This is a genomic window from Sphingobium sp. BS19, assembly GCF_027925545.1.
GTDB lineage: Bacteria > Pseudomonadota > Alphaproteobacteria > Sphingomonadales > Sphingomonadaceae > Sphingobium.
This window is the reverse complement of record NZ_BSEF01000033.1, coordinates 1-20,535: the sequence shown is the minus strand read 5'-3', so window position 1 is coordinate 20,535 and position 20,535 is coordinate 1. Positions and strand designations below refer to the sequence as shown.

Below are 20,535 nucleotides of genomic sequence, written 5' to 3'. Positions count from 1 at the left end.
CCCGAACCTTCGTCCTCCAACCTCAAAAAGCCCCTTGCTCCCGTCGTGGTGAAAATCACCAGCGGAGGCGCTCGTCCAGACTACGCCGTCAACAACGAACCCAGCCCACAAAACCTCGGAGCGGCGGTCTCATGAATAAGACGGGCTAGGCACTGCACGGTCGGCGCGACAGCATATTCGGCATATCCACCCCCCGCGATCAGCGCGCACACAGCCTGTCCCACCATCGCGGCATCGCCTTCCGATCCGGCAGCAACGATGATGCCGGATATTTCAAGGCCCGGAATGTCGGATGCGCCAGGCGGCGGAGGATATTTACCCATACGTTGCAACACATCAGGTCGATTGACGCCAGCCGCCGCAACCCGGATCAGCACTTCGCCTTCGCCGGGAACAGGAACCGGGCGCCGTTCGAGCACCAGCGCATCGGGACCGCCGGACTGCGGAATCCCGATAGCAGTCATTTCCTTGGGAATTTGATTTATGCCCGCCATCGTGGTTGCCATGCTTGTGCTATTCCCCGGCGAATTGCTGCACCGCAAAATAAAACGCGATGAGCGGCCCAGCACTCTTATTGACAGACAATGAATTCGGGTCAACATTCACTAGATGGACATGGACGAATATCAGCCCAAAAAGGCCGATGATATTCTGGCCGCGCTGACGCGGCAGGATCTCGACCCATTTTCGGTGGCCGAACTGGATGCACGCATTGAGACGCTGCAACTGGAAATAGCACGGACGCTGAAGCGACGTGACTATGCCGTTAACCATAAGGCAAGCGCCGAGGCGTTATTCAAAAAATGATCGCAAATCGGCCTGGCCGCCTTCTTAGGCACTATAGTGAAGTTACGCAGCCAGCCTTTATGCAAAACAATGATTGCGCGGAGGAAATCGTATCCCTTGATCGGGGTACTATGGATGCCGACATAGGGTCAGACACGCCCGTCCTTTGGGCACAGGAGTAACGTCAAATGCCTTCCTTCGCCGCTGCGCTCGAAACCACGCTGCACAATGCGCTCACCCATGCGTCCGAACGTCGCCATGAATATGCGACGCTGGAACATTTGTTGCTGGCGCTGATAGACGATGAACATGCGTCCAAGGTCATGCAGGCTTGCGGCGTGGACATCGGCGAACTGGGCGATGCAGTGACCCAGTATCTCGATACCGAACTCGACAGCCTGAAGGTGGAAGGCGCTACCGACCCCTCCCCTACCAGCGGTTTTCAGCGGGTGGTTCAACGCGCGATCCTGCATGTGCAGTCGTCCGGCAAGGACGAAGTTACCGGCGCCAATGTCCTGGTGGCGTTGTTCTCTGAGCGTGAGAGTTATGCCGTCTACTTCCTGCAGCAGCAGGACATGAGCCGCCTAGATGCGGTCAGCTTCCTTAGTCATGGTGTCGGCAAAGGCAACGCCGCGCCTGAACCGCGAGAGGTCAAAGGCGCCGTGGAAGACGACAAGAAGCAGGACAGCAAGGGCAAGAAAGAAAGCGCCCTCGACCAGTTTACGGTGAATCTGAACGAAAAGGCGATGAACGGAAAGGTCGATCCATTGATCGGCCGTGGTCCGGAAGTCGACCGTACCGTCCAGATTCTCTGTCGCCGGTCCAAGAATAATCCGCTCTATGTAGGCGATCCTGGTGTCGGCAAAACCGCGATTGCGGAAGGTCTGGCGCGGAAAATCGTTGAAAAGGACGTACCCGAGGTTCTGCTCGAAGCGGTTATCTATTCTCTCGACATGGGAGCGTTGCTGGCTGGCACCCGCTATCGCGGCGACTTTGAGGAGCGCCTGAAAGCGGTTGTCAACGAGTTGGAAAAGATGCCGCACGCGGTGCTGTTCATCGACGAAATCCACACCGTCATCGGTGCTGGCGCGACTAGCGGCGGGGCGATGGATGCGTCGAACCTGCTGAAGCCAGCGCTCTCGGGCGGCACGATCCGTTGCATCGGATCGACCACCTACAAGGAATTCCGCAACCACTTCGAAAAGGACCGCGCCTTGCTGCGCCGGTTCCAGAAGATCGACGTGAATGAGCCGACCGTCGAGGATACGATCAAGATCCTCGCTGGTCTGCGCAGCGCGTTCGAGGAGCATCACCACGTCAAGTATACGCCTGACGCGATCAAGGCCGCTGTCGAGTTGTCGGCGCGCTATATCAACGACCGCAAATTGCCGGACAAGGCGATCGACGTGATCGATGAAGTGGGCGCCATGCAGATGCTGGTGATTCCGTCGAAGCGGAAGAAGACGATCACGCCCAAGGAGATCGAGCAAGTCATCGCTACGATGGCACGCATCCCGCCCAAGACGGTGTCTTCGGATGACAAGAGTGTGCTGGAAACGCTTTCGACCGACTTGAAGCGCGTCGTCTTCGGTCAGGACAAGGCCATCGAAGTGCTGTCATCGGCGATCAAGCTGAGCCGTGCGGGCTTGCGCGATCCGGACAAGCCAATCGGCAACTATCTGTTCTCCGGCCCCACGGGCGTCGGCAAGACCGAAGTCGCTCGGCAGCTTGCCACTTTGCTCGGTATTCCGCTCCAGCGTTTCGACATGTCGGAATATATGGAACGGCATTCGGTCAGTCGCCTGATCGGTGCGCCTCCGGGCTATGTCGGTTACGATCAGGGCGGGTTGCTGACGGACGCTATCGACCAGCAGCCGCATTGTGTGCTGCTGCTCGACGAAATCGAAAAGGCGCATCCGGACCTGTTCAACATCTTGTTGCAGGTCATGGATAACGGTCGCCTGACCGACCATCACGGCAAGACGGTGGATTTCCGCAACGTCATCCTCATCATGACCACCAACGCCGGTGCGTCGGATATGGAGAAGGAAGGCATCGGCTTTGGCACCCTGACGCGCGACGATGTTGGTGAGGAGGCCGTGAAGAAGCTGTTCACGCCGGAATTCCGCAACCGTCTGGATGCCATCGTACCGTTCGCCTATTTGCCGACCGAAGTCGTTGCCCGCGTGGTCGACAAGTTCGTTCTGCAGCTCGAACTGCAACTGGCCGACCGAGACGTGCACATCACGCTGGACGACGATGCGAAGGAATGGTTGACCAAGCGCGGTTATGACAAGCTGTACGGCGCGCGCCCCATGGGCCGCCTGATGCAGGAAAAGATCAAGCAGCCGCTCGCCGAAGAGCTATTGTTCGGCAAGCTGGTGCACGGTGGCGAAGTGCATGTCCGGTTGAAGGACGACGCTCTGGCCTTCGAAATCACCGCGGCGGCCCCCAAAAAGGGCAAGAAAGGTGGCAAACCAAAAGCAACTGTGAAGGCGAAATAAGCCCACACATATCGGATGAGAAAAGGGCGGCCTGCGGGTCGCCCTTTTTCGTTGGAGCTAATGCAGCATTCAACCCATCCGTTCTCCTGAACGTGCTTGAGGATCGGTTTATTCTCTCGGCGCAGCGCCTGAGGCATAACGGATCCCAAAACACGTTCAGGATTTCGAAGCAGTAAACTCCCCCGTGATCCGCATCACAACGCAAATTCCCTGATATGTTCATGACGCATCCATGCTATGTGACCGGCACAAGAAAAGCGGTCGCATTGTAGTCGTTTCCAACAGGGGAATGTGATGATGCCTATTCTCTCGCGCCGAATCTTAAACCGTATAGGCCGTCTTTCGACAGCCGCCGCTCTGGTCGCCCTCCTCGCCACTCCGGGGGTTACGCAACAGGGTGTCGCACCAATCGCGCGCTACACGATCGATGCCAGCACGACGTCGGGTATCGCTGCCATGGGTAGCGGGATGGGTGCGGGTCTTTCGATGGTGTTCGGCGGCGGCGGGAACAAGATGATCCACACGCTCGACCTGCGGCTTGGGTCCACTCGTGCGGCAACACCGGGTGCACCCAAGGCCGACCATTTTATGCCGACGGGCGCAAAGCTCGGCAAGTCGGTGCCGCTCTATACACCCACACCCGGCACCGCCACGCCCCGCGAAGACGGTAAGCAAATGCCCAAAGACTTCCAGAAGCCTAAAGGCCGCTTGCTCATTTTCTGGGGGTGCGGCCCACACGCACCCAAGAACCAGCCGGTCGTTATCGACTTCGCCAAGGTCGCCGCCGGACAAGTGCCGCCGGGTTTGTTTACGTCGGGCGTGAACATTCCGGCCGACTGGGCGATAAGTCTGGCCAACAGCAAGACCTATGGCGAATGGCCCAATGGCAAGGATCGCAAGACGGTGTCAGCCGATAGCTCCCTGATCGGCGAGCATCGCATCGCGGGCAATTATTCGCCGGAGATCAAGTTCAGCCTCGCGCAGGATTTCCTCCCCGCCATCACCGGCAAAGCCTCCGACATGGCCGGCGGCGCGACGATGCTCAACTGGAACAGCGTAGCCAATGCGACGGGCTATTACGCTTGGACGATGGGCTTCAATCCCGGACCGGACGGACAGGCCAACGACATGGTGTGGTGGTCGTCCTCCACCACGCAGAATTTCGGCGGCGCGCTGTGGGATTGGATTGCACCCGCGACGGTGAATCGCCTGATTGCGCAAAAGGTCGTCCTGCCGCCCAGCCAGACAAGTTGTATCATGCCTGCCGAAGTGAAACAGGCAGCCAGCCAGTTCATGATGGGTAATCTTTATGCCTATGGGCCGGAAGCCAATTTCGCCTATCCACCCCGCCCGGACAATCCAAAGGCCGCGTGGAAGCCGGAATGGACGGCGCGCGTCCGCTATCGATCCAACAGCATGTGGTTTATCAATGGCCCCAATATGGGTGGCATGATGCGCGGAGAAGACAGCAGCACGGCGGGCCAATCCGAAAAGCCGAAGAAGAAATGCCGGGGCGGTCTGGGGGGGATGCTGGCCGGTGCCGCAGGCGTAGGCTGCTGAGGCTGTCATCCCCCCTTGCGCGGACATGAAAAAGCATCATGGTGTCGCCCTCCCCGTTTCTGGTGAAGGCGATACCATGATCCGCAAATCTTTGATTTCCCTGCTGCTTCTCACTGCGTCAATGCCTGTGATGGCCGCGCCCGAAGACGTACCAAGCCCTGTGCTACAAGGTCGCGACCTCTTCGCGCTGGAAGTCGCGACTGATCCGCAGATTAGCCCGGATGGCAAGACCATCGCTTATGTGCGCAAGTCTGGCGATATAATGACCGATCGCGCTCGCAGCAGCATCTGGCTGATCGATGTCGGGACGGGCAAGCAGACTCCCATCGCAGCCGGGTCGTCCGGCAATGCGAGCCAGCCCCGCTGGTCGCCAGATGGCCAGCGCATCGCCTATATTGCCAGCGAACCGGGCGAGAAGCCGCAACTGTTCGTGCACTGGATGACAAACCATGCCACCGCCCGCGTGACGGGCTTGCCGGACGCGCCACAGGACATTGCATGGTCCCCCGATGGCAAGCAGATCGCGTATACAATGAACGTGCCGGGCGAAGGCTTGAAGCTGGGCAAGGCGCCCGAAAAGCCGGAAGGTGCGCAATGGGCACCGCCGCTCGAAATCATCGACCGTGTGGATTATCGCAACGACGGCGGAGGGTATGTTACGCCGGGATACAGTCATATCTTCGTCGTGCCCGCCGATGGCGGCGCACCGCGTCAGCTCAGTTTCGGCGACTATAATGACGGCGGCCCGCTCGCGTGGACGCCCGACGGCGCTAGCATCCTGTTCACATCGGTGCGCAAACCCGATTGGCAGCAGCAGGTGTTCGATAGCGAAATCTATGCGCTCGACACCGCCTCTGGCGCAATCACGCCGCTTACGACGCGCGTCGGACCTGATAACAGCCCGGTCATTTCCCCGGACGGGCGACAAGTCGCTTATCTTGGATTCGACGACAAACGCCTCGCCTATCAAAACACGCGCCTGTCTATCATGAACCGCGACGGCAGCGGAGCGCGGACGATCACCGCCAATCTCGACCGCAGCATCGACAAGATCGAATGGTCTGCCGACGGCAAAAGCCTCTATGCGCTCTACGATCAGGAAGGTGTCAACCGCGTCGCGCGGATCACTCTGGACGGACGTGTAACACAAATCGCTACAAGCCTCGCGGGCGCGGGATTGGATCGCCCCTACAGCGGTGGCGACTTTTCCGTTTCAAAGGGTGGCATAGTGGCCTTCACCAGCGGCACCTATTATCGCCCCGCAGATATTTCCGTCGCGCAGGGTGGCAAGGTGCGACAATTGACTCGGCTGAACGATAATCTGCTGGCCACCAAATCGCTGGGGCAGGTTCGGGAACTGGGCGTGAAAGCTTCAGATGGCCGTACGGTTCCCGCATGGCTCGTCACGCCGCCGGGCTATCAGCCGGGAACGCGGGTTCCGATGATTCTTGAAATTCACGGTGGGCCGGCGTCGGCCTATGGCCCGTCCTTCTCGACCGATGACCAGCTTTATGCGGCATCGGGCTATGCGGTGCTATACACCAACCCGCGCGGATCGACGTCCTACGGTGAAGAATTTGCACAGTTGATCCACCACAAATATCCCGGTGACGATTATGGCGACCTGATGGCGGCGGTCGATGCGGCGATTGCATTGGGCGTGGTCGATCCCGACAATCTGTTCGTTACCGGCGGATCGGGCGGCGGCGTGCTGACCAGCTGGATCGTCGGCAAAACCGATCGGTTCAAGGCGGCGGCGACGCAAAAGCCGGTAATCAACTGGATCAGCGAGGCGCTGACGATGGACAATACGCTGTTCACTTCCCGTTACTGGTTCGAAAAGAAGCCTTGGGAAGATCCCATGTCCTACTGGTCACGCTCGCCGCTCAGCCTCATCGGCAATGTGAAGACGCCGACATTGGTTGTCGTGGGTAGCGAAGATTACAGGACGCCGGTCAGCGAATCGGAGCAATATTATGCAGCGCTCCAAATTCAGGGCGTGCCAACGGCTCTGGTGAAAGTACCGGGGGCCAGCCACGGCGGCTTCACTGCACGACCGTCCCAGTCGGCGGCAAAGGCAGCGGCTATACTCGCCTGGTTCGATAAATATCGCAGCAAACCCTGATTGGCACGAACATTTGTTCGTGATATGTTCCGATTGTTTATGGGAGATAAGCCGATGACCGAAACGATTACATTCTACACCAACCCGATGTCGCGCGGGCAAATCGCGCGGTGGATGCTGGAAGAGGTAGCTGCGCCTTACGAGCAAGTGCTGCTCGATTACAGAACGACCATGAAGGCGCCAGATTATCTTGCGATCAATCCAATGGGCAAGGTTCCGACCATCGTCCACAATGGCAAAGTCATAACGGAATGTGCGGCCATCTGCGCCTATCTGGCTGAAGTATTTCCGGACGCGGGTTTGGCCCCCAAGGCCGATGAGCGCGCGGACTATTATCGCTGGTTATTCTTTGCTGCCGGCCCGATCGAAGCAGCCGTCACCAATCGGGCAATGCAGTGGGAAACGCCTGCAGATAAGTCGATGATGATGGGCTACGGTACGTTCGACCAGGCAATGGACGGGTTGGAATATGCCTTGTCGGGCTAGCAGTGGATATGTGGCGATCGATTCACCGCTGCCGACGTCTATGTAGGATCGCAAATCGGTTGGGGATTGGCCTTCAATTCAATTCCAACCCGGCCGGTCTTCGCTGAATATGCCGAGCGTGTCGCGCAGCGTCCTGCTTATCTGAAGGCAAAGGCAATTGACGGTGCCCTCATTGCGGAGGCTCAGGCGAATAGCGAAACACCATCGCCATCCTGAGCCAGGACACCGATATGCAAAAGCCCCCGGCACAATCCGCGCCGGGGGCTTTTGTCATCGCGGCGCTCACGTTCAGTTACCGACGACGACCCTTGCGCTAGCGGGCGTCGCGTCAGCATAGCGCGCCTTCGTTTCGGCCCGTGCGATGGCGGCGCTGATCGGCTGCTTGATGTGGTTCAGCGTCTTCTCACGGCATGCCATCATTTCACGGGCGTCAGCAGTTGCACACACTTTGGTAGCAGCCTTGTAGATGCGGGCGTTTAGGGCGCGACGGCCTTCAGCATTGTTCAGGTCCAGATCGCCGTGACGGACTTCGACGCTGCGACCGTTGGATACGAAGGTTTCTGCAAATGCTGGCGTGCCAGCGACGAGGCCGGCAGCGGCAGCCAATGCGGCAGTGAAGCTCTTGGTCTTGGTGGAAAATACGGACATGGCAAAATCTCCTCGAAACAGTGGGTTAGACCTGGAGTGGTCCTGCCCGTTTTGGGGGCGGCAGAGCCATTCCGGGGCGGGGAACCGTCGATCCTTGTTGCGATCGTTGCGATCCGTCCTGCCCTTTCTTTCTAGGCCGGGCGTGCACATTGATCGCGCTCGGTTCGACCAGCATCCCGTAGCATCGGCGGACAGCGGCGCTGTCGATAAACAGCATATGCGTAACGACCAACGGTCATTCGTCGAAGCGGACGAACGCATTAATCGCGGTTTCCGTAAAGGAAATGTGGAACTGCGCCGGATTTGGGAAGAGAACTAAAAACGCCCCCGGTGCAAGGGATGACCGGGGGCGCATCCTGCTCATGCTGTCGGGCACTTCAGGATCTCTCAAAACTCAAAGCGATGGCTGCACGGGCAGCGCCATCCGCTTTGGCTATTCATATCGCAACGCCGTGTACGCTGGGCGGTTGCTTCGATAGCGGACCATCCCTGTCGGCGAACGACACTGCAGTCGACGAACGACGGTTCCTAGTCGACAAATAACATCTGTCAGGGATGATGATAGAGCTTTATTGCTACGCAGATGCGTCAGATCGAGACATATTATTGCTCGACAACTACTCCAGCCTTCATCACTTTCGGGGGATTTTCGAGGATCCGGATATTGTTCAGCGGATTTCCATCGACTGCAATGATGTCTGCAAAGCGCCCTGGCGCAATTGAGCCGATGTCCTTTTCGCGCTGCATCAGTTGCGCGGCACTGATTGTCGCCGCTTGAATCGCCTGCATCGGCGTCATCCCGAAGCGCACCATATAAGCGAACTGGCGGGCGTTCCAGCCATGCGGATATACGCCCGCATCTGTGCCGTAACCGATTCTGACGCCTGCTTTGACTGCCTTTGCAAAGCCGTCACGCTGCGCCTGCGTGGTTTCCAGGTTCTTACGCAGATACTCCTTGGGCCAGCCCTGCTGCGTGCCGATGCTGTCGATATAGTCGCCGTCATAGACGTCCATGACGAGCCACACACCTTTGGCCTTTGCCAGCGCGATCCCTTCGTCATCGATCAGGCTTGCATGTTCGATGGAGCGTGCGCCGGCGCGGATGGCCGTCTTGATCCCTGCAGCACCGTGGGCGTGGACGGTGACGTAGCTGTTATGTGCCTTGGCGATAGCCACCGCTGCGGCGATATCGTCGACGGTCATTTCTTCGGTTCCCGGCTCGGTGCCGATGGCCAGCACCGCGCCGGTTCCGATCACCTTGAGTTGATCGATGCCGCTTGCAAACAACGCCTCGGCTTTCTGCTGCACTTCGGCCGGATTGCGGGCTACGCCCAGACGCATGTCGGGGGGCACTGCCATTCCGACGGGCAGACCTGTTATTTCGCCACCCCCACCGGGAATGGTAATATATGCGCCGGCAACGGCCATTCGTGGTCCCGGAAACAATCCTTGTTCGATCCCATCGCGCACCGCGACATCGACTAGACCGCGATATGTGCCCAGATCACGCACGGTGGTGAAACCCGCCTTCAATGTCAGCCGCGCGTTCCGCACACCCAGCAAGGCCGTCTGGACTGGTGACGTCTTGACCGGAAGAGCGACATCTTCCGAAGTACCCGTGTCCGCAATATGCGTGTGCAAGTCGATTAGCCCAGGAAGTACGGTGCGTTTCGTCCAGTCGATTACAGTCGCGTCCGCAGGTGGCTCTGTCCACTTCCCTACTGCCACGATGCGATCATCGCGCACATGAATGCTCTGATCGGTCAAAACCGTCCCAGCCAGCACATCGATGATATGCCCGGCATGGATGTAGGTATCTCGTGCGAAAGCGTATGCTGGTTGAAATAAGCCGATGAGCGCAAAAGGCATCGTCAGCCGGTTTTGCCACTTTTTGCCTGACTGATACATCATGGCCTTACCCTTTTGCCGCGTGTTTGACAGGCACATTCCTGCCAAACGCGCTCCTCGTCCAGTGTTAACAACAGAAGTGTTCGCAGTGGTGTCTTCCGGCCTTGCCCCGGCTACCCTGCCGCCCCATATTGCTGCCGCGGACCGTCCCGTTCGCCCCCTTGCCTCACCTGAACAAATGTGGAACAAAGCGCCCCATGCTGACTCATATCTCCGTGCGTGGAGCGCGCGAACATAATCTCAAAGGCGTGGACGTCGATCTGCCGCGTGACAGCCTGATCGTCATCACCGGCTTGTCTGGATCGGGGAAGTCCTCGCTCGCTTTCGACACTATCTATGCCGAGGGGCAGCGGCGTTATGTCGAGTCCCTATCGGCTTATGCGCGACAGTTTCTGGAGATGATGCAGAAGCCCGATGTCGAGCATATCGACGGGCTGTCCCCGGCGATCAGCATCGAGCAGAAGACCACGAGCCGTAATCCCCGCTCCACTGTGGCCACGGTAACGGAGATATACGATTACATGCGTTTGCTCTGGGCGCGTGTGGGCGTTCCCTATTCGCCGGTCACGGGTCTGCCGATCAGCGCGCAAACCGTCAGCCAGATGGTCGACCGCGTGATGCAGTTGCCCGAAGGAACGCGGTTCTTCCTCCTTGCCCCCGTCGTGCGCGGTCGCAAGGGGGAGTATCGCAAGGAACTGGCGGAGTGGCAGAAGGCCGGGTTTACGCGCGTCCGCATTGATGGCGAACTGTACGAGATCGAGGATGCCCCTGCCCTCGACAAGAAACTTAAGCATGACATCGAAGTCGTGGTGGATCGTATTGCGGTGCGCGATGATATCCAGACGCGGCTGGCTGAGAGTTTCGAGACAGCGCTGAAGCTGGCCGAGGGGCTGGCCTATGTCGATCTGGCGGATGGGAACGTGCCGGGTCGCGAAGATGAGACCCAGACGACCGGCAAGATGAAGAACACCGGCATCCCCGCAAACCGTATCGTGTTCTCGGAGAAATTTGCCTGCCCGGTCAGCGGCTTTACCATTGCTGAGATCGAGCCGCGCCTGTTTTCGTTCAACGCCCCGCAAGGCGCTTGCCCCGCATGCGACGGTTTGGGCGAAAAACTGCTGTTTGACAGCCAGCTTGTCGTCCCGAACGAAGACCTGAGCCTGAAAAAAGGCGCGATCGTTCCATGGGCGAAATCCAATCCGCCTAGTCCTTATTATATGCAGGTGCTGGGATCGCTTGCGAAAGAGTTCGGCTTTTCGCTCGATACGCCGTGGAAAGATCTGCCCGGCGAAGTGCAACTCGTCATCCTGCACGGCACCGGCGGCAAGGCAGTTACCCTGCGCTTTCAGGATGGACGCAAGTCTTATGAGGTCAAGAAAGCTTTCGAGGGTGTCATCGGGAACCTCAATCGCCGAATGCTCCAGACAGAAAGCGCGTGGATGCGCGAAGAACTGTCCAAATATCAAACGGCGCAGCCTTGCGAGACCTGCCATGGCGCGCGTCTGAAACCCGAAGCGCTAGCGGTTAAGATAGCGGGCGAGGACATCTCGATCCCCACCCGCCGTAGCGTGGTGGATGCGCTGGGTTTCTTTACCGAACTGCCGCAGCATCTCAACGATCAACAGAACCAGATCGCCAAGGCAATCCTGAAGGAAATCGTCGAGCGTCTGGGCTTTTTGAACAATGTTGGCCTGGATTACCTCAACCTTGATCGAACCAGCGGCACTTTGTCAGGCGGTGAATCGCAACGTATTCGCCTTGCCTCGCAGATCGGCTCTGGCCTGTCGGGCGTCCTTTACGTGCTGGACGAGCCGTCTATCGGCCTGCACCAGCGCGATAACGACCGATTGCTCATCACGCTCAAGCGCCTGCGCGATCTGGGTAATACTGTGATCGTAGTCGAGCACGACGAGGATGCGATCCGTACGGCTGACTATATTCTGGATATGGGTCCGGGCGCGGGCGTGCATGGCGGCACGGTCGTCGCGCGCGGGACTCTGGACGAGATCCTCAAGTCGAAGGATTCGCTGACTGCCGATTATCTGAACGGTACGCGCCAGATCGAAGTGCCGAAGAAGCGGCGCAAGGGATCGGGCAAGAAATTAACAGTTCATAATGCGCGCGCCAATAATCTGCGTGGCGTTACCGCGTCTATCCCACTCGGCACCTTCACCTGCGTTACGGGCGTGTCGGGTTCGGGCAAATCGAGCTTCACTATCGACACCCTCTACGCCGCGTCCGCCCGCGCCTTGAACGGGGCGCGCATCATCGCGGGTGCGCATGACAAGGTGACGGGCCTGGAATATTGCGACAAGGTCATCGACATCGACCAGTCGCCCATCGGACGCACGCCACGGTCCAACCCCGCAACCTATACCGGTAGCTTTACCAACATTCGCGACTGGTTCGCTGGCCTGCCCGAATCGCAAGCGCGCGGATACAAGCCGGGGCGGTTCAGCTTCAATGTGAAGGGCGGACGTTGCGAAGCCTGTCAGGGCGATGGGCTCATCAAGATCGAGATGCACTTTCTGCCCGACGTCTATGTCACGTGCGACGTGTGCCATGGACAGCGGTACAACCGCGAAACACTGGAAGTGAAGTTCAAGGGCAAGTCGATCGCCGACGTGCTGGACATGACGGTCGAGGACGCCGTGGAATTCTTCAAGGCTGTACCGCCGATCCGCGACAAGATGGCAATGCTGGTCGAAGTTGGCCTCGGCTACGTCAAGGTCGGCCAGCAGGCGACGACATTGTCAGGCGGCGAAGCGCAGCGGGTGAAACTCGCCAAAGAGCTTTCCCGCCGCGCGACCGGCAATACTCTCTACATATTGGACGAACCCACGACCGGCCTGCATTTCGAGGATGTGCGCAAGCTGCTTGAAGTGCTGCATGCGCTGGTTGAGCAAGGCAATAGCGTGGTCGTGATCGAGCATAATCTGGACGTCATCAAGACCGCCGACTGGATCATCGACATGGGTCCGGAAGGCGGCGTAAAGGGCGGCATGGTGGTCGCGGAAGGCACCCCGGAAAAGGTCGCCGCCACTGAAGCCAGCTTTACCGGACATTATCTCAAGGCAATGCTCAAAACATAACAAATGTCAGCGTTCGCCGATTGTATTCATGATATTGCCGCAGGTAGCAGCTAGCAAGGAACAAACATCCTGCTCGATGCTTCACGCTGCTCCTCCGATGAAAGACTATCATGCGCCTTCAGATCGAAGCGGACCTGCACTATAATTTCCGAGAGCCTACGGATTTGCTGCTGGCGATAGAAGCAGCGGACTTGCCGGACCAGAAGATCATCGAGGACAAGATGGTTGTGACCGGGGCGGGGCCGCTATCGACCATTCCGGGCGGCAATCGTGTGGGGCGGCGTACATGGACGCGCACAGAAAGCGGTGCTTTCCATGCAAATTATCGCGCCACGATGGATGTTGATCGTCCCCATAAATCCGTTCTTGGCTTATCCGCGTCACCATTGCCGAAAATTCCGTCCGAAGTCGTGCCGTTCCTGTGGCCCAGCCGCTATTGCGAAGCGGACCGCCTGTTCAGCTTTGCGCATCAGGAGTTCGAAGGACTGGACGGCGGCGACTTCGTGCACGCGGCAGTTGAATGGGTGCGCAGCCATATCCGCTATGTCTCTGGCAGTTCGGACGCGACCACCACCGCTGCCGACACGTTCCTTTCGCGGCAGGGCGTGTGTCGGGATTTCGCGCATCTGACCGCAGCGATCGTTCGCGCCCATGACATTCCGGCTCGGATCGCATCGGTGTATTCCTGGCGCCTCGATCCGCCGGATTTTCACGCAGTCGTCGAAGTGTGGCTGGATGATGCCTGGCATATCGTCGACGCCACGGGTCTGGCCCCGATCGAAGGCATGGTGCGGATGGCCGTGGGGCGCGACGCGACCGACGTGGCTTTCATGACAGCCTTCGGCAGTGCGATGTTGAACTCCCAGTCAGTGAGCGTGACCCGCATCGACTAAACGCGATTGGGGTAGCGGCGCACGCGCAAACCCGCTACCGCACCGCAGCATGCTCAATCGCCTCTATCAATGGACGCTGGCCAAGGCCGCCCATCGCCATGCCGAACGATGGTTGTTCGCCATTTCGTTCATGGAATCGAGCTTCTTTCCCATTCCGCCGCATCCTTTGCTGGGCCTCATGTGCCTAGCGCGGCCTGAAAAGGCGCTGCGCTACGGTTTCATCTGCACGCTGGCCTCGGTGCTGGGTGGGATGCTGGGCTACGCGATTGGCCATTTCTTTTTCGCCATGTTCGGCAGCGCGCTGCTGGACACTCTCGGATTGGCCAAGAGCTTCCCTGCGGCGCAATGTTATTTGCGCGAATATGGCGCGGAGATCATCCTGATAAAGGGTGCAACGCCCATTCCATTCAAGCTGATCACCATCACGGCGGGCTTCGTCGGCCTGCCGCTCTTCACGTTCCTGTGGGCCAGCATCGTCTCGCGCGCCTTTCAGTTCATGCTCGTCGGCTTTCTGTTCTGGAAATTCGGGCGACCGATCAAGGCCTTCATCGAGAAGTATCTTGGCTGGCTCTCCGCTTTGTTCCTGGTGCTCATCGTCGGTGGGTTTATCGCGGCATCGATGTTGACCGGCGGCGCGGGCAAGAGCGACAAATGCAGCCAACCGAACGCCGTCCAAGCCGGTTAACTCTAAGTCGCGAATATCATTGCATCGTCGGCAAAACTCTTAAACTCCAGGGCATTGCCGCTGGGGTCGCGAAAGAACATTGTGGCCTGCTCACCGACTTGCCCCGCAAAACGCACGTGCGGCTCGATGCCGAACACGGTGCCTGCGGCGCGCAACCGTTCGGCCAGAGCATCCCAGTCGGCGCGTTCCAACACCACACCGAAATGCGGCACCGGAACATCGTGGCCGTCGACAGGATTGCGGTGCTTTTCTCCGGCACTCCCCGGCACAAGATGCGCAACGATCTGATGACCGAACAGATTGAAGTCAATCCAGCGATCTGAACTACGGCCCTCTTCACATCCGAGCACCTCTCCATAAAACGCTCGCGCAGCCGCAAGGCAGTGGACGGGAAAGGCCAGATGGAATGGGCGGATCGGCGATGTCGCCACGCTATGCTGCTCCACGATTGAAACTGTCATCAAAGCAGGCAATAGCAGCAACCGTGTCACAACGTCATCCCCTGCCGCGCGTCCTTGCCGCGAACCCCAAGGCCACAGCTTTTTTTGCGGGGCTTATTTCCGCAACAGGATTTGCGCCGCTTTCGCTTTGGCCGGTCACGATTATCTGCCTCACGGTTCTGATCCTGCTTATTCAGGCGGCGGAGACCCGGCGGGATGTTTTCACGCGCGGATGGATGTTCGGCGCGGGGCATTTCACGCTGGGCCTGAACTGGATCGCGCATGCGTTCACCTTTCAGGACGCCATGCCGCACTGGTTCGGTTATGGGGCGGTATTGCTGCTATCGCTGTACCTGGCGGTCTATCCGGCGTTGGCCAGCCTCATTGCATGGGAAGCGGCGCGGCGATTGCCTCCGGCGCGCCGGGTCGATGGCCGCGCCCCGCGCGTCAGTGCCGCGCTTTCGCTGTTGCTGGCGGCAAGCTGGATCGTCACCGAATATCTTCGCGCGACGTTGTTTACCGGCTTTGCGTGGAATCCGCTTGGGGTCATCTGGTTGCCGACCTCGCTGGCGTACAGCGCCACGGTGGTCGGAACCTACGGCCTTTCCGGCCTGACAATCGTTGCAGCCGGAGCGCTGCATCTGGCGATAGGACGGCGCATAGGATCGGCGCTGACCATGGCATTGCCGCTGGCGGGCGCGGCGAGCATCGGATTGCTGTGGAGTTTCTACACGACACCGGAAACATACGAAGTGCTGGCTCCTAGCATTCGCATTGTGCAGCCGAATATCGGGCAGGATGTGAAATACAGTCCCGAGATGGAGGCAACCAACTTCGCCAAACTCTCGACCTTGTCCGGCGTCCCCGGAACGCGCGGTCGCCTAGTCTTCTGGCCTGAAGCGGCGATTCCGGCATGGTTGGATATGGAGCCGGAATGGCGCGCGCGTCTTGCAACATTGCTCGGTCCCAGCGATCTCCTGCTGACCGGGGGAGAAAAGGTCTATTTCAAGGACAAGGTGCAGGACGGCTATACCAGCCGCGTGCTGGCCGGTGCACGCAACAGCCTGTGGATCGTCGATCCCAAGGCGCGGCTGATCGGGCGGTACGACAAAGCGCACCTCGTGCCGTATGGCGAGTATCTTCCCCTGCGACAGATACTGGAACCTATAGGCCTCTCTCGTTTGGTCCCCGGTGACGCGGATTTCTGGCCCGGTCCGGGCGCGCGCAGTCTGCCCCTGCCCGCCGGCAACGGCCGCCCTCCTTTAAAAATGGGCGTTCAGATTTGCTATGAAATCATCTTCTCCGGGCATGTGGTGGACGAAGCGAACCGGCCCGATTTCATCTTCAACCCGTCGAACGACGCCTGGTTCGGAAGCTGGGGTCCGCCGCAGCATCTGGCACAGGCGCGGCTCCGCGCCATCGAGGAGGCAATCCCGGTGCTACGCTCGACCCCAACCGGCATTTCGGCTGTAGTCGACGCGCAGGGCCGCATCGTCGACAGCCTGCCACATGAAACGGCGGGCTATATCGATGCGCTTCTTCCCAAAGCCGGGGGACGAACCCTGTTTTCGTACATCGGTAACTGGGCCTGTCTTTTGCTTGCGTTGGCGCTCGTCGCCTTGGCAGTTGCCACGCGCCGCACCAGCTACTAAAGGGTCTATATAAAGTTTTGTTTATATCCCTATGGCTGGAGCATTATGCGTAATCATTTCCTCTTCACGTCCGAAAGCGTCAGCGAAGGCCATCCCGATAAGGTTGCTGACCAGATCAGCGATTCCATCGTCGACTTGTTCCTCTCGAAAGACCCCGAAGCGCGCATCGCCTGCGAAACGCTGACCACGACGCAGCTCGTCGTGCTGGCCGGAGAAATCCGCTGCAAGGGCGTATACGAAAACGGCGAATGGGCACCGGGCGCGCTGGAGGAAATCGAAAAGACCGTTCGCAACACGGTCAAGAGCATCGGTTATGAGCAGGATGGGTTCCACTGGGAAACCTTCCGCTTCGAAAACAATCTGCACGGTCAATCCGCCCACATTGCGCAGGGCGTCGACGCATCCGGCAACAAGGACGAAGGCGCAGGCGATCAGGGCATCATGTTCGGTTATGCGACCGACGAAACGCCAGATCTGATGCCCGCAACGCTATATTACTCGCACAAGATACTGGAACGCCTCGCCGCTGATCGTCACGCGAAGACTGTCGACTTCCTTGAACCCGACGCCAAGAGCCAGGTCACTCTTGCGTACGAAAACGAAGTGCCCGTTCGCGCGACCGCCGTCGTGGTCTCGACCCAGCATGCGACCGGTATGGACAATGACGAAGGCCGCGCCAAGTTGCGCGAATACGTCAAGGGCGTGATGACCGATGTGCTGCCCGCAGGCTGGATGCCGGAGGACAAGAATGTTTACGTCAACCCGACTGGCTGCTTCGAAATCGGCGGCCCGGATGGTGATGCTGGTCTTACCGGGCGCAAGATCATCGTCGACACCTATGGCGGCGCATCTCCCCATGGCGGCGGCGCATTCAGCGGCAAGGACCCCACAAAGGTCGATCGCTCGGCAGCCTATATCAGCCGTTATATGGCGAAGAACATCGTTGCGGCAGGTCTTGCTCGCCGCTGCACCATTCAGCTGAGCTACGCCATTGGCGTTGCGGAGCCGCTGTCGCTCTATGTGGATACGCATGGCACGGGCACGGTAGAGGAAGCGAAGATCGAAGCGGTGCTGCCGACCTTGCTTACCCTGACCCCGCGCGGCATTCGCACGCATCTGGGCCTGAACAAGCCAATCTACCTGAAGACCGCTGCTTATGGTCACTTCGGGCGGACGCCCGAGGGCGATCTCTTCCCGTGGGAAAGGACCGATCTGGTCGAGAAGCTCAAAGCCGCCCTCGCCTAAACCAGCGCATCCTGATCAGACACGAAGCGCGTCTTCCATGTTATCATCGCCATTCCGAAACGATTCGGGCGGAAGATGAGCATGGAGGGCGCGCTTTGTCACACCTAAGACTCGTTGCATTGGGCACGCTGGCAATGGCGAGCCCAACGTTCGCACAGACGCCCCAGATCAGCCGAGCAGAAGCTGCGCAGCTTTATGCCGCAGGCGGCTTCCCTATCGTTAAGAACCAGCCGACGGACCCATGCGGTGCGCCTGCCAAGCCGACCATCACCTTCGTCGACATGAACGCAGACAAGCGCCCCGAAGCGCTCTTCATCGACCGCGGCCAATGTTATTTGCCGGATCGCGCATGGTTCAGCATCGCGGCGAAGGGCGCGGACGGCAAATGGCGGCAGCTCATCGGCCAGAACGGAACCGTCAAGACCATCGGCACGATGACAGGCGGCTGGTTCGATCTGCAATGGACGAGCAACGGAAAGGCGCAACCCCTGCGCTATGACGGCACAGGCTATACCGTACCGAAGCCCCTCAAAGCGGCAACCCCGTCGAAGACTCCGGTTGCCGCAGGCGGTGACGCTGCGATCTACCGGGCGGCAGGCTTTACCAAACGCGGCAATCAATGGCGCAGCGACTGCGACGATCCCGACACGCTCTCTTATTCTCCCGGCACGATCGAAAGTCGCAGCGACCTGAATGGAGACGGTCGCCCCGAAGCTGTCGTTACAGAGGGCGGCACTTATTGCTATGGCAACACCGGCACTGGGTTCTGGCTGGTCAGCCAGCAAGCGGACGGATCATGGAAACTGATGACCAGCAGCCATGGCATTCCGCAGTTCCTGAAAACCAAAGGCGTCGACGGATGGCCCGACATCCAGATAGGTGGCCCCGGATTCTGCTTTCCCGTATCGCGCTGGAACGGCAAAGCCTATGTTTCTCATCGGCGCGAATATGAAGGCAAGCCTTGCAAATAGTGGCGTTGACCACCGCACCCCAACATGACAAAAAGTTCACTAGGGATAACAGGGTATCGCGCTTATCAAATGGATGTCGGGTCTCGGTTACCCCCTGTTATCGAACCCGACACCGCATTCACACAGAGGGTGCCATTCATGCGTAACGCCATCGCCGCTTCGTTGTTTGCCGCGCTACTCGTGGTGACCAGTGCGACCCCTGCCCTCGCTGCCCCCTGCAAGGATGCAAAGGGTAAGTTCATCAAGTGCCCACCCAAGCCGACTGCTGCTGTAAAGAAGGGTCCGTGCAAGGACGCAAAGGGCAAATTCATCAAGTGCAAATGATCTGACGGCTTGGCAGCGCCGCCCTGCGCCGCTAGTCCGCGCGCAATGAAAGATCCCACTACTCTCAATCGCCTGTACGGTCGCCGCTCGGGCCACAAGCTACGCGTCGGCCAATCCGATCTGGTCGAACAGCTTTTACCTGCGATTAGCGTGCCGGAAGATGGCCCGATTACTGCTGAGGGCCTGTTCGGATATGACCGGCCCCTGCATTTCGAAATTGGCTTCGGCTCCGGCGAGCATCTGGCATATCGCGCAGACATGCTGCCGGACCACGGGTTCATCGGGTGCGAGCCGTTCCTGAATGGCGTTGTCGGTGCGCTTGCGCATGTTCGCGACCAGAGCCTTCCCAATGTCCGTCTGCATATGGGCAATGCGCTTGAGGTGCTGTCACGAATCCCCGATGGCAGCCTCAGCTTCGTCTATCTGCTACACCCCGATCCCTGGCCCAAGCTACGCCATGCAAAGCGTCGGATGATGAACAAGGGGCCGGTGGACATGATATCCGCCAAGCTGAAACCCGGCGGTGAGTTTCGCTTCGGCACCGACCATCCTGTCTACCTGCGCTGGGCGCTTATGATCATGAACGGTCGGGTCGATTTCGAATGGCTGGCGAAGGAACCACAAGACTTCCTCGTCCGTCCCGGCGGATGGCCCGAGACGCGATACGAAGCGAAGGCCCGAAAGAAAGACCACGAAGTCTGGTACTTCCGGTATAGGCGGAAGTAGACCGACGCGCGCGCATTGTTGCGGCGGGCAGCTAAGAACGGAACCCTCAACCATCGTTTGACTGCACCTTGGGTTTGGACTCCTCCCATCAGCAGCATATTGGCCCGCGTAAGAGCCTGAGCATACTACGAAAATGGGAAAAATGGCTTTCCCATTACACCGTATGATGACAGGAGACTGTTAAGCCGGATGCTATCTAATAGACATGCATCCGGCACTCACATAACTACGATAAATATTTTACACGGCCTGTATGAACTAGACACGCAGTGAGTTGGTCGTATCACTTAAGCCAATCAGAAGGTCTTTTCGATGGAAAGACCAACTGTGCGAGGCTGGGTATAGTTTGTCCGTCGTCAGAACATTTGGCACAACTCGCGGCGTAAATTAGCGGAGTGCGGGCCTCGTCCTGGGGTTGATATTAAGCGGCGATCTTGCGGTGGAGCAAGCGGCGATGTTCGATGGTCTTCCGTTTGATCCTTTCGCGCTG

The 20,535-nt window shown here is 58.9% G+C and carries 15 protein-coding genes and 2 pseudogenes; 13 read left to right on the top strand and 4 right to left on the bottom strand.

From position 1 onward, the window contains the following. Window positions 1-146 precede the first annotated feature (146 nt). Window positions 147-494: pseudogene (locus tag QMG56_RS21465) on the bottom strand (alcohol dehydrogenase catalytic domain-containing protein); the annotation flags it as partial. A 115-nt stretch (window positions 495-609) separates the two neighbouring features. On the opposite strand from QMG56_RS21465, the gene QMG56_RS21460 reads away from it, so the two are divergent. The 5 genes and pseudogenes from QMG56_RS21460 (at window position 610) to QMG56_RS21440 (ending at window position 7,677) form a co-directional block, all read left to right on the top strand. After that, window positions 610-807: a DUF1192 domain-containing protein gene (locus QMG56_RS21460; RefSeq protein ID WP_281824792.1), complete on the top strand. Its 198-nt coding sequence runs from the start codon at window positions 610-612 to the stop codon at window positions 805-807. 167 nt (window positions 808-974) lie between these two features. Continuing rightward, entirely contained in the window at window positions 975-3,290 is a 2,316-nt protein-coding gene (gene clpA / locus QMG56_RS21455) for an ATP-dependent Clp protease ATP-binding subunit ClpA (RefSeq protein ID WP_230189425.1), read from the top strand. 294 nt (window positions 3,291-3,584) lie between these two features. After that, complete coding sequence (locus tag QMG56_RS21450; RefSeq protein WP_281824790.1) at window positions 3,585-4,850, top strand: hypothetical protein; 1,266 nt, start codon at window positions 3,585-3,587, stop codon at window positions 4,848-4,850. Window positions 4,851-4,926: 76 nt separating this feature from the next. Beyond that, complete coding sequence (locus QMG56_RS21445) at window positions 4,927-6,975, top strand: S9 family peptidase (protein WP_281824788.1); 2,049 nt, start codon at window positions 4,927-4,929, stop codon at window positions 6,973-6,975. A gap of 54 nt (window positions 6,976-7,029) precedes the next feature. Then, a pseudogene (locus QMG56_RS21440) lies at window positions 7,030-7,677 on the top strand (glutathione S-transferase family protein). 72 nt (window positions 7,678-7,749) lie between these two features. Here the strand turns inward: QMG56_RS21440 and QMG56_RS21435 are convergent. Then, window positions 7,750-8,109, bottom strand: a complete 360-nt coding sequence (locus QMG56_RS21435) for a UrcA family protein (protein WP_281824786.1) — start codon at window positions 8,107-8,109, stop codon at window positions 7,750-7,752. A gap of 603 nt (window positions 8,110-8,712) precedes the next feature. Further along, entirely contained in the window at window positions 8,713-10,020 is a 1,308-nt protein-coding gene (locus QMG56_RS21430) for an amidohydrolase family protein (RefSeq protein ID WP_281824784.1), read from the bottom strand. A gap of 194 nt (window positions 10,021-10,214) precedes the next feature. On the opposite strand from QMG56_RS21430, the gene uvrA reads away from it, so the two are divergent. The 3 genes from uvrA (at window position 10,215) to QMG56_RS21415 (ending at window position 14,687) form a co-directional block, all read left to right on the top strand. Further along, window positions 10,215-13,109: an excinuclease ABC subunit UvrA gene (gene uvrA, locus QMG56_RS21425; protein ID WP_281824782.1), complete on the top strand. Its 2,895-nt coding sequence runs from the start codon at window positions 10,215-10,217 to the stop codon at window positions 13,107-13,109. 110 nt (window positions 13,110-13,219) lie between these two features. Then, entirely contained in the window at window positions 13,220-14,002 is a 783-nt protein-coding gene (locus QMG56_RS21420; RefSeq protein ID WP_230189418.1) for a transglutaminase family protein, read from the top strand. A gap of 49 nt (window positions 14,003-14,051) precedes the next feature. Further along, a complete protein-coding gene (locus tag QMG56_RS21415; protein WP_230189417.1) occupies window positions 14,052-14,687 on the top strand; it encodes a YqaA family protein in 636 nt (211 codons plus the stop codon). A gap of 2 nt (window positions 14,688-14,689) precedes the next feature. On the opposite strand, the gene QMG56_RS21410 is transcribed toward QMG56_RS21415, so the two are convergent. Then, the gene (locus QMG56_RS21410) at window positions 14,690-15,148 is read right to left on the bottom strand and encodes a VOC family protein (protein ID WP_281824777.1); all 459 of its coding nucleotides are present in this window, start codon (window positions 15,146-15,148) and stop codon (window positions 14,690-14,692) included. 23 nt (window positions 15,149-15,171) lie between these two features. Here QMG56_RS21410 and lnt point away from each other — a divergent pair, with 23 nt between their 5' ends. The 5 genes from lnt to QMG56_RS21385 all read left to right on the top strand — a co-directional run bounded on the left by lnt (window position 15,172) and on the right by QMG56_RS21385 (window position 20,045). Continuing rightward, window positions 15,172-16,779 carry an apolipoprotein N-acyltransferase gene (gene lnt / locus QMG56_RS21405; protein WP_375713746.1) on the top strand — a complete coding sequence of 536 codons (1,608 nt, stop codon included), beginning with the start codon at window positions 15,172-15,174 and terminating at the stop codon, window positions 16,777-16,779. 45 nt (window positions 16,780-16,824) lie between these two features. After that, window positions 16,825-18,024, top strand: coding sequence for a methionine adenosyltransferase (metK, locus tag QMG56_RS21400; protein ID WP_281824775.1), 1,200 nt, complete (start codon window positions 16,825-16,827; stop codon window positions 18,022-18,024). A gap of 95 nt (window positions 18,025-18,119) precedes the next feature. Further along, entirely contained in the window at window positions 18,120-18,995 is an 876-nt protein-coding gene (locus QMG56_RS21395; RefSeq protein WP_281824773.1) for a hypothetical protein, read from the top strand. 138 nt (window positions 18,996-19,133) lie between these two features. Next, entirely contained in the window at window positions 19,134-19,319 is a 186-nt protein-coding gene (locus QMG56_RS21390) for a hypothetical protein (protein WP_281824770.1), read from the top strand. A gap of 45 nt (window positions 19,320-19,364) precedes the next feature. Further along, window positions 19,365-20,045: a tRNA (guanosine(46)-N(7))-methyltransferase TrmB gene (locus QMG56_RS21385; RefSeq protein ID WP_281824768.1), complete on the top strand. Its 681-nt coding sequence runs from the start codon at window positions 19,365-19,367 to the stop codon at window positions 20,043-20,045. Window positions 20,046-20,535 lie beyond the last annotated feature (490 nt).

Excerpts from the sequence above, each read along its gene's own strand:
- QMG56_RS21460 (WP_281824792.1), top strand. The coding sequence starts at position 610 with ATGGACATGGACGAATATCAGCCCAAAAAGGCCGATGATATTCTGGCC.
- clpA (WP_230189425.1), top strand. The coding sequence starts at position 975 with ATGCCTTCCTTCGCCGCTGCGCTCGAAACCACGCTGCACAATGCGCTC.
- QMG56_RS21450 (WP_281824790.1), top strand. The coding sequence starts at position 3,585 with ATGATGCCTATTCTCTCGCGCCGAATCTTAAACCGTATAGGCCGTCTT.
- QMG56_RS21445 (WP_281824788.1), top strand. The coding sequence starts at position 4,927 with ATGATCCGCAAATCTTTGATTTCCCTGCTGCTTCTCACTGCGTCAATG.
- QMG56_RS21435 (WP_281824786.1), bottom strand. The coding sequence starts at position 8,109 with ATGTCCGTATTTTCCACCAAGACCAAGAGCTTCACTGCCGCATTGGCT.
- QMG56_RS21430 (WP_281824784.1), bottom strand. The coding sequence starts at position 10,020 with ATGATGTATCAGTCAGGCAAAAAGTGGCAAAACCGGCTGACGATGCCT.
- uvrA (WP_281824782.1), top strand. The coding sequence starts at position 10,215 with ATGCTGACTCATATCTCCGTGCGTGGAGCGCGCGAACATAATCTCAAA.
- QMG56_RS21420 (WP_230189418.1), top strand. The coding sequence starts at position 13,220 with ATGCGCCTTCAGATCGAAGCGGACCTGCACTATAATTTCCGAGAGCCT.
- QMG56_RS21415 (WP_230189417.1), top strand. The coding sequence starts at position 14,052 with ATGCTCAATCGCCTCTATCAATGGACGCTGGCCAAGGCCGCCCATCGC.
- QMG56_RS21410 (WP_281824777.1), bottom strand. The coding sequence starts at position 15,148 with ATGACAGTTTCAATCGTGGAGCAGCATAGCGTGGCGACATCGCCGATC.
- metK (WP_281824775.1), top strand. The coding sequence starts at position 16,825 with ATGCGTAATCATTTCCTCTTCACGTCCGAAAGCGTCAGCGAAGGCCAT.
- QMG56_RS21390 (WP_281824770.1), top strand. The coding sequence starts at position 19,134 with ATGCGTAACGCCATCGCCGCTTCGTTGTTTGCCGCGCTACTCGTGGTG.
- QMG56_RS21385 (WP_281824768.1), top strand. The coding sequence starts at position 19,365 with ATGAAAGATCCCACTACTCTCAATCGCCTGTACGGTCGCCGCTCGGGC.